Raw genomic sequence first — 7,037 nt, forward strand, 5'->3', positions numbered from 1 at the left:
ATCATTGTTAAACTTTCAAATAGTAAAGCACTTTTGTGACATATTGCTGTGTTTCTTTGAAAGGAGGAATTCCCCCGTGTTTTTTTACGTTACCAGGACCTGCATTGTATGCGGCAAGCGCCAATTCAACATTGCCGTCGAACTGATTTAGCATTTGTCTTAAGTACTTCGCTCCACCCATCACGTTCTGAGCGGGGTCGAAACTATCTTTGACACCCAAGAACTTCGCAGTGCCGGGCATCAGTTGCATGAGTCCCTGTGCGCCTGCATGACTCACAACATTATTGTTAAAGTTTGACTCCTGTTTGATGACTGCAGAAATTAGATTATCCGGTAAATTGTACTTTTTTGCGGCTTGGCTGATAATTTCGCTATAGTTGCCATTCGTAGTAGATGTAGCGGCAATTGGAATAGGCTGCACTTGTTGAGTGGCATCCATTATGGCACTTAGCGTAGAAGGTTTGAAAACGCCATTAATCCCATTATATCTCAAACTTTCAGTTGTATTACTATTTCCAAGTAAAGCGGACGTAGAAGTGGATAAGGAGTCCGTTATGGATGTGTCACCCAACATTTCTTCTAGTATCGTATTGAACATAGAGGTTGAAGTATTATTTTGTCCTGCATATGTCTGAACAGCTCCTAGAGACTGGAGTGCATTTATCTCCAATACTGTACGAAATGTGCGCGTATCCATGACGATTTCCCCTTTCCTATGTGGTGTGAGTAATTGCTGGATATCTATCCTTACATATAGTATACCAATTTATGTGGAATAACGCATTTTCTAAACTGCATGCACGTTCTCCATATGATAGAATGTACGTAATGACAGATGAAGGGAAGAAGAAATTATGAACATACAAAATCGAATTCATAGAGCGCAGCGCAACAACGATCAGGTCCTTTTTTTATTGGAAGAAGGTGCTGAGAAACCACAGGGGCTTCCATCAGGGAAGATGATTACAGATTCCGACAACCTTTCGTTTGTGTACCTGTTGGAAGGGGAAGAAGGATACAATCACGTTTATTTCCCTGAGGAAGTATGGCCATTCATGCTAGATGTATTGACAACGGAAAATGATCCGGCAATTTCTTGGCAAGAAGAACTAATTGTACTTCCCGGATTCAGAGATGAACTGTTGATGTTAATTTATAATATTGAGGGTAATGATAACTACGGGGAAGTTTTCTCTACGTCAGTTGAGAAAGCATTTAGTTCGATTCTTCAACAAATGGACTAACAGTTGGGAGGGATCCGGATGAGGCAGTGGAATCAGTTTCTAGAACCTTACAAACAAGCGGTTGATGAACTGAAAGTGAAATTGAAAGGTTTGCGAAATCAGTATGAATTGGAAGATGTGCATACGCCTGTTGAGTTTGTGACAGGTCGGATAAAACCGCTCGCGAGTATATATGATAAGACGCTTGAAAAAGGGATTCCGTTCGAACCTTCACCGGAACTTGCTGCCGAACTTCCTGATATCGCGGGAATTCGATTGATGTGTCAGTTTGTTGATGATATCAGTACCGTTGTGGAAACGTTACGACAGCGGAATGATCTCGAAGTGATAGAGGAACGCGATTATATATCGAATAATAAACCGAGTGGCTACAGATCTTACCATTTGATTATCAAATACCCCGTTCAGACAATTCATGGGGAAAAGACCATTTTAGCGGAGATTCAAATTCGCACATTGGCAATGAATTTTTGGGCATCGATTGAGCACTCATTAAACTATAAATATGAAGGTGAAATGCCCGATGAAATTAGGCATCGGCTTGAAAGAGCCGCGGAAGCCGCTTTCCGACTGGATGAAGAAATGTCCTTAATCCGTAATGAAATACAGGATGCACAACAATATTTCAGTGCATTTAAGGAAACGGCTACGAGACGTTATGGTGAAAATAATGGGAAAGGAGGAGAAAAATGATGAAATTTGCAATCCAGTCACGTAATGATGATTTATCAAATCGATTACTTGGCGAAGCAAAAAACTATTTGGTTGATTTCGGCATGGTGTTTGACGAAGAAGAACCTGATATCGTTCTGTCGATTGGCGGGGATGGTACATTACTTCATGCCTTTCATAAATACCAACACCGCCTGAAAGAAACTGCATTTGTTGGAATTCATACAGGCCATCTAGGTTTCTATGCAGATTGGAAGCCGGCTGAAATTGAGAAACTTGTTATCTCAATCGCTCGTAAAGATTTTGAAGTTTTCGAATACCCGCTTCTGGATGTCAAGATTAATTATGCAAATGAAAGAGACAGTGCCCTATTCCTAGCACTGAATGAATCGACTGTGAAGTCACCTGACGTAACGCTTGTGATGGATGTTGAACTGAATGGCAACCATTTTGAACGCTTTCGCGGTGATGGTCTATGTATGTCTACACCTTCAGGATCCACTGCATATAATAAGGCGCTGGGAGGGGCAATCATCCATCCATCGCTGCCTTCAATGCAGCTAACGGAAATGGCGTCCATCAATAACCGGGTTTTCCGCACTGTGGGTTCATCGCTTGTTCTTCCAGCGCACCATAAATGTATATTGACTCCTGTCAAAGGACCGGATTTCATGGTAACAGTGGATCATTTGCAACTTCTTCATAAAGATGTAAAGTCAATTGAATACACAGTTTCACAAGAAAAAGTGCGTTTTGGAAGATTCCGACCGTTTCCATTTTGGAGAAGAGTACATGACTCATTCATCGACAGCGATGTTTAATGCGTTAGAGCGGGATGCACGTTTTCAACTTAAATTTCATGTAGATGAAGAGGGTCTGCTCCTGCGCGAATACCTCCACGCAAAAGGGATATCCAAAAGGACATTGACAGCGACCAAATACGACGGTGGCACTATTACAGTAAATGGATTCAAACGAAATGTTCGACATCACTTACAATTAGGCGACGAAGTAATTGTCTTCTTTCCACCGGAAGTACCTAGTCCCGGTTTACGACCAGAGCCCGGTCCACTTTCTATTGTCTTTGAAGATGATGCACTTATTATTATTAATAAGCCAGCGGGTCAAAGTACGATACCGTCACGAGATCATCCAGTCGGTACGATTGCAAATTCACTTGCCGGTAAGTTTGCCCTTGAACGACTGCCATCGACGGTTCATATTGTGACTCGCCTGGACAGGGATACTTCAGGTTTGATTTGTGTTGCAAAAAACCGACATATTCATCATCTATTAAGTGAGCAAATGATACATTCTGCTTTTCACAGACAATACGTGGCGATTGTAGAAGGCCATATACAGCAGGAAAAGTTCAGTATTTCACAACCAATTGGCAGAAAAGATGGCAGTATCATCGAGCGAATTGTTCGTGAAGATGGTCAAAAAGCCTTGACCAAAGTAGAAGTTAAAAGACAATCTAAGATAAATGGAAGTAAATTTACAGAAATTGCACTAATTTTACATACAGGGAGGACACATCAAATACGTGTCCATATGCAGTGGGCGGGTTTTCCGCTCCATGGCGATGACTTATATGGCGGCAGTCGTGGATTGATTGGGCGGCAGGCACTACACTGTGCAGAAATTGGATTTACCCATCCACTTACGGGTGAGTATCTAAAGTTCAGCTGTGAAAGCCCAATGGATATGAAACAATTGTTGCATCATAATGTCAATCAAAATCAGTGAACTTCTCAGGGATGAACGGCTGGTGTGATGGAACCGAGATGATTTCCATTTCGGGATAACGTAACGCGGAAAGCTTTCCTCCAAAGACACAACCTGTATCGATATTCGCAGTGTTATTTATGATGCGAGATTCTATTACAGGTGTATGCCCGTATACGATATAAGGAGTTCCACTGTACTCCTTAGCCCAATCGCGTCGAAGAGGTCTTCCGTCAGGTAATTTTTGTCCTGTAATATCTCCGTAGAGGACGAAAACTCTCATCTTTTCCGACCGCGGTTTACCGATCATATCTTCGCGAATACCAGCGTGAACAACAATCAGATTGCCTACATCCAAGGATTGATACAATGGTAAACTTTCATAAAAACTACGATAATTACTAAGAAATTGCCTGCGTTCATCCTTTGATAATGCATCAAGTTCAGCCACCGTAGTTTCGAGACCGTGTGTGAGTTGAACTTGATTTCCTTTGGCAAATCGATAAAATTTATTGCAATGATTTCCCGGGGAATAGAGAAGAGATTGGTTTTTTTGAATCTTGAATAAGAGATTTAACATCTTGATTGAGTCAGGACCTCTGTCCATGGCATCGCCAACAAAGGCGACTTTTCTTCCGTCCGGATGCAGGGGAACACCTGTGCTTATGGTGTATCCCAGCTTTTGAATTAACTGCATAAATTCATCGTAACAACCATGGATATCGCCAATAATATCGAATTTCATAATATCAACATCCTTTTAGTATTTATATTAGTTTATAATACCCATATTCAAATCAATAATGCACGATAGACATGGAAAGGAAGGTGTAGCTATGAACACAAAAGAAGAGATGAATGAAGAAGTCATTTTCGATGAAGAGAAATTAATAGAGACGCTCGTTCAACATGATATAAAATCTTTCCGGAATGAATATCTACTCCTTCATCCGTATGATCGGGCACTGTTTTACGAGAAAGTTACACCAGAACTACGAGAAATCATTTATCAATACTTATCTCCGAAAGAACTTGCAGAAATTTTCGAGACAAGCGAAATTAGTGGCGACGAGTATAAGCAGTTCCTTCAGGAGATGGACACGACGTATGCAGCAGACATGATTTCGTACATGTTCGTCGATAACGCGGTAGATGTCCTGAATGAACTCGACAAAGCACAAGTTGTTAGTTATTTAACCTTGATGGATAAACAAGCGGCTGCCGAAATCAAAGCCTTACTCCATTATGAAGAGTATACGGCAGGTTCGATTATGACGACGGAATACGTAACAATTCCGCAAAACTCAACCGTTCGTTCTGCTATGACGATTTTGCGTAGTGAAGCACCAAAAGCTGAAACAATCTATTATATTTTTGTTGTGGATGATTCCTATCGTCTGACTGGTGTCATATCGCTCCGTGATCTAATCATTGCACATGAAGATACGTTGATCAGTTCCATTATGAGTGAACGGGTTGTTAGTGTTCTTGTTTCGGAAGACCAGGAAGATGTAGCCCGAATGATTAAAGACTATAATTTCCTCGCAGTACCGGTCGTTGATTTCCAACATCATTTGCTAGGGATTATTACAGTTGATGACATTATTGACGTCCTTGCTGAAGAAGCATCTGATGACTATTCCAAACTTGCAGGGGTTTCCAGTATGGATACTTTTGACAAAAACTCTTTCTCAGCGATGAAAAAGAGGCTTCCATGGTTACTTATCTTATTAGTACTTGGAATGCTAACTGCAAATTTGATTGATCTGTTTACTGAAACCATTTCAAAAGTAGCACTCCTTGCAGCATTCATTCCTCTGATTGCCGGAACAGCGGGGAATAGTGGTACTCAAGCGCTTGCTGTTGCAGTACGTGGTATCGCAACAGGTGACGTTGAGGATGAAAGTAAATTTAAGTTGCTTCTACGCGAGGCGGGAACGGGTCTCATGACGGGATTCATCTGCGCACTATTTGTTGTTGGTCTCATTTACGTTTGGAAGGATCAATTTGTGATAGGGCTGTTAGTCGGTGCCGCAATTTTTGTATCGATTTTTGTCGCGACAATTTCAGGCTCTTTCATTCCTTTGTTAATGCACAAATTGAAAATTGACCCGGCAGTTGCATCAGGGCCTTTTATTACGACGTTAAATGATGTTATAAGTGTTATTATTTATCTTGGCCTCGCTACTGTTTTCATCGCTGATCTTTAGATCAGCGGTGAATTTTTTTGTTTGGAGAAGTTTATGTGCGTGGGGCCTTCAGCTTTTCGGGTGGATCCAGCTTCAGGCGCCAACTCCTCGGAGGCTCACAGGATGTGAGTTACACAGCGGGGAAGGATTGAACTGCATCCTTCCTTATTGCCGCAGGACGCGGCGTACTTTGGCTGTGATCTTTGAAAGGCAGGTCGGCTATGCGGCAAAGAGCGCCGCTTCGCCGCCCTGTCCTATGCCTGTCGGAGCTGTGCGGCGCCTTGCGCTTTTCGGTGGATCCAGCTTCAGGCGCCAGACGCTCGGGTCATAAGGCAGACCAGCTACGTGGCAAAGAACGCCACTGCGCTGGTCTGTCTTATGCCTGTCGCGTCTAGACGGCTCCTTCAGCTTTTCGGGTGATCCAGCTTCAGGCGCCAACTCCTCGGGTCATAAGGCAGGACGGCTATGCGGCAAAGAGCGCCGCTCCGCCGCCCTGTCTTATGCCTGTCGGAGCTGTGCGGCGCCTTGCGCTTTTCAGGTGACAATTCGAAATTTAGGCGCATATACTGTGGTTAAAAAGGATGTGCTGATCATTTATCGAAATGAGCCATTATTATTTGTTCATGGACCGCCTGTCTTTATGAAAATTGCCATCACAGTCGAGGAAAGCACGTCAGTATTTGTTATAGATGGGGAAGAGCTTGAGGCTACTATAGATGTTATTGAAGAGGGGCTGGAGGAAAAGGAGATAGATGTAGACCAGGTGCAAGAAGAAATAGAATCAATCTCGGTTGCGGATCCATCTATCGTGAAGCGAATAATGTATCTAGGCACATCGTTTCCGCGGCAAGCCTATCAACCCCTTCAATTTGTATTAAGTGATGAAACATTGACAGGGAAAATCGAGAAGATTGAAGGCGAAACCCTATTCATTGAAATCAATGATGGAGACAATGAATTTGTTGCTGTAGAAATGGGCAATATTAGTGAAATACTTTGGCGCGGTAATCCATTTAGGGATTAGTAGAGAAATAACTTGAACACACACTGGGCATTACGAGTACAGTTGCTCTTGGATAGCTTTGAATTAAACAATTTCTATAACATTATCGAGATGTCTAAATAAGTAGGGATGCGACCACGTCGCATCCCTACTTAATTTTTTGTGCGCCCGGCATGGGCTATAACTTGGTGGTGAAAGTCC

8 protein-coding genes are annotated in these 7,037 nt (G+C 42.5%); 6 read left to right on the forward strand and 2 right to left on the reverse strand.

What is annotated here, in order from left to right:
* Nucleotides 1–7 precede the first annotated feature (7 nt).
* Entirely contained in the window at nt 8–697 is a 690-nt protein-coding gene (locus AC25Y6_RS16315) for a lytic transglycosylase domain-containing protein (protein ID WP_488143765.1), read from the reverse strand.
* Nucleotides 698–854: 157 nt separating this feature from the next.
* Here AC25Y6_RS16315 and AC25Y6_RS16320 point away from each other — a divergent pair, with 157 nt between their 5' ends.
* Genes AC25Y6_RS16320 through AC25Y6_RS16335 form a run of 4 tightly spaced genes read left to right on the forward strand, consistent with a single transcriptional unit; the run spans nt 855 to nt 3,665 of the window.
* Nucleotides 855–1,244 carry a UPF0738 family protein gene (locus AC25Y6_RS16320; RefSeq protein WP_482100241.1) on the forward strand — a complete coding sequence of 130 codons (390 nt, stop codon included), beginning with the start codon at nt 855–857 and terminating at the stop codon, nt 1,242–1,244.
* An 18-nt stretch (nt 1,245–1,262) separates the two neighbouring features.
* Nucleotides 1,263–1,937, forward strand: coding sequence for a GTP diphosphokinase (gene yjbM / locus AC25Y6_RS16325; protein ID WP_482103815.1), 675 nt, complete (start codon nt 1,263–1,265; stop codon nt 1,935–1,937).
* Nucleotides 1,937–2,737, forward strand: coding sequence for an NAD kinase (locus tag AC25Y6_RS16330; RefSeq protein ID WP_482104033.1), 801 nt, complete (start codon nt 1,937–1,939; stop codon nt 2,735–2,737). The genes yjbM and AC25Y6_RS16330 overlap by 1 nt, the downstream gene beginning before the upstream one ends.
* A complete protein-coding gene (locus AC25Y6_RS16335) occupies nt 2,709–3,665 on the forward strand; it encodes an RluA family pseudouridine synthase (protein WP_488143766.1) in 957 nt (318 codons plus the stop codon). Before AC25Y6_RS16330 ends, AC25Y6_RS16335 begins: the two co-directional genes overlap by 29 nt.
* Here AC25Y6_RS16335 and prpE read toward each other — a convergent pair.
* Nucleotides 3,649–4,389, reverse strand: a complete 741-nt coding sequence (gene prpE, locus AC25Y6_RS16340; RefSeq protein ID WP_488143767.1) for a bis(5'-nucleosyl)-tetraphosphatase PrpE — start codon at nt 4,387–4,389, stop codon at nt 3,649–3,651. The genes AC25Y6_RS16335 and prpE overlap by 17 nt on opposite strands.
* A 91-nt stretch (nt 4,390–4,480) precedes the next feature.
* On the opposite strand from prpE, the gene mgtE reads away from it, so the two are divergent.
* Nucleotides 4,481–5,854 (forward strand): magnesium transporter, encoded by a 1,374-nt coding sequence (mgtE, locus tag AC25Y6_RS16345; protein ID WP_488143768.1) that lies wholly within the window; start codon nt 4,481–4,483, stop codon nt 5,852–5,854.
* A gap of 547 nt (nt 5,855–6,401) precedes the next feature.
* Entirely contained in the window at nt 6,402–6,857 is a 456-nt protein-coding gene (locus AC25Y6_RS16350; protein ID WP_488143769.1) for a hypothetical protein, read from the forward strand.
* Nucleotides 6,858–7,037 lie beyond the last annotated feature (180 nt).

Source organism: Sporosarcina sp. Y1004, from assembly GCF_057669665.1.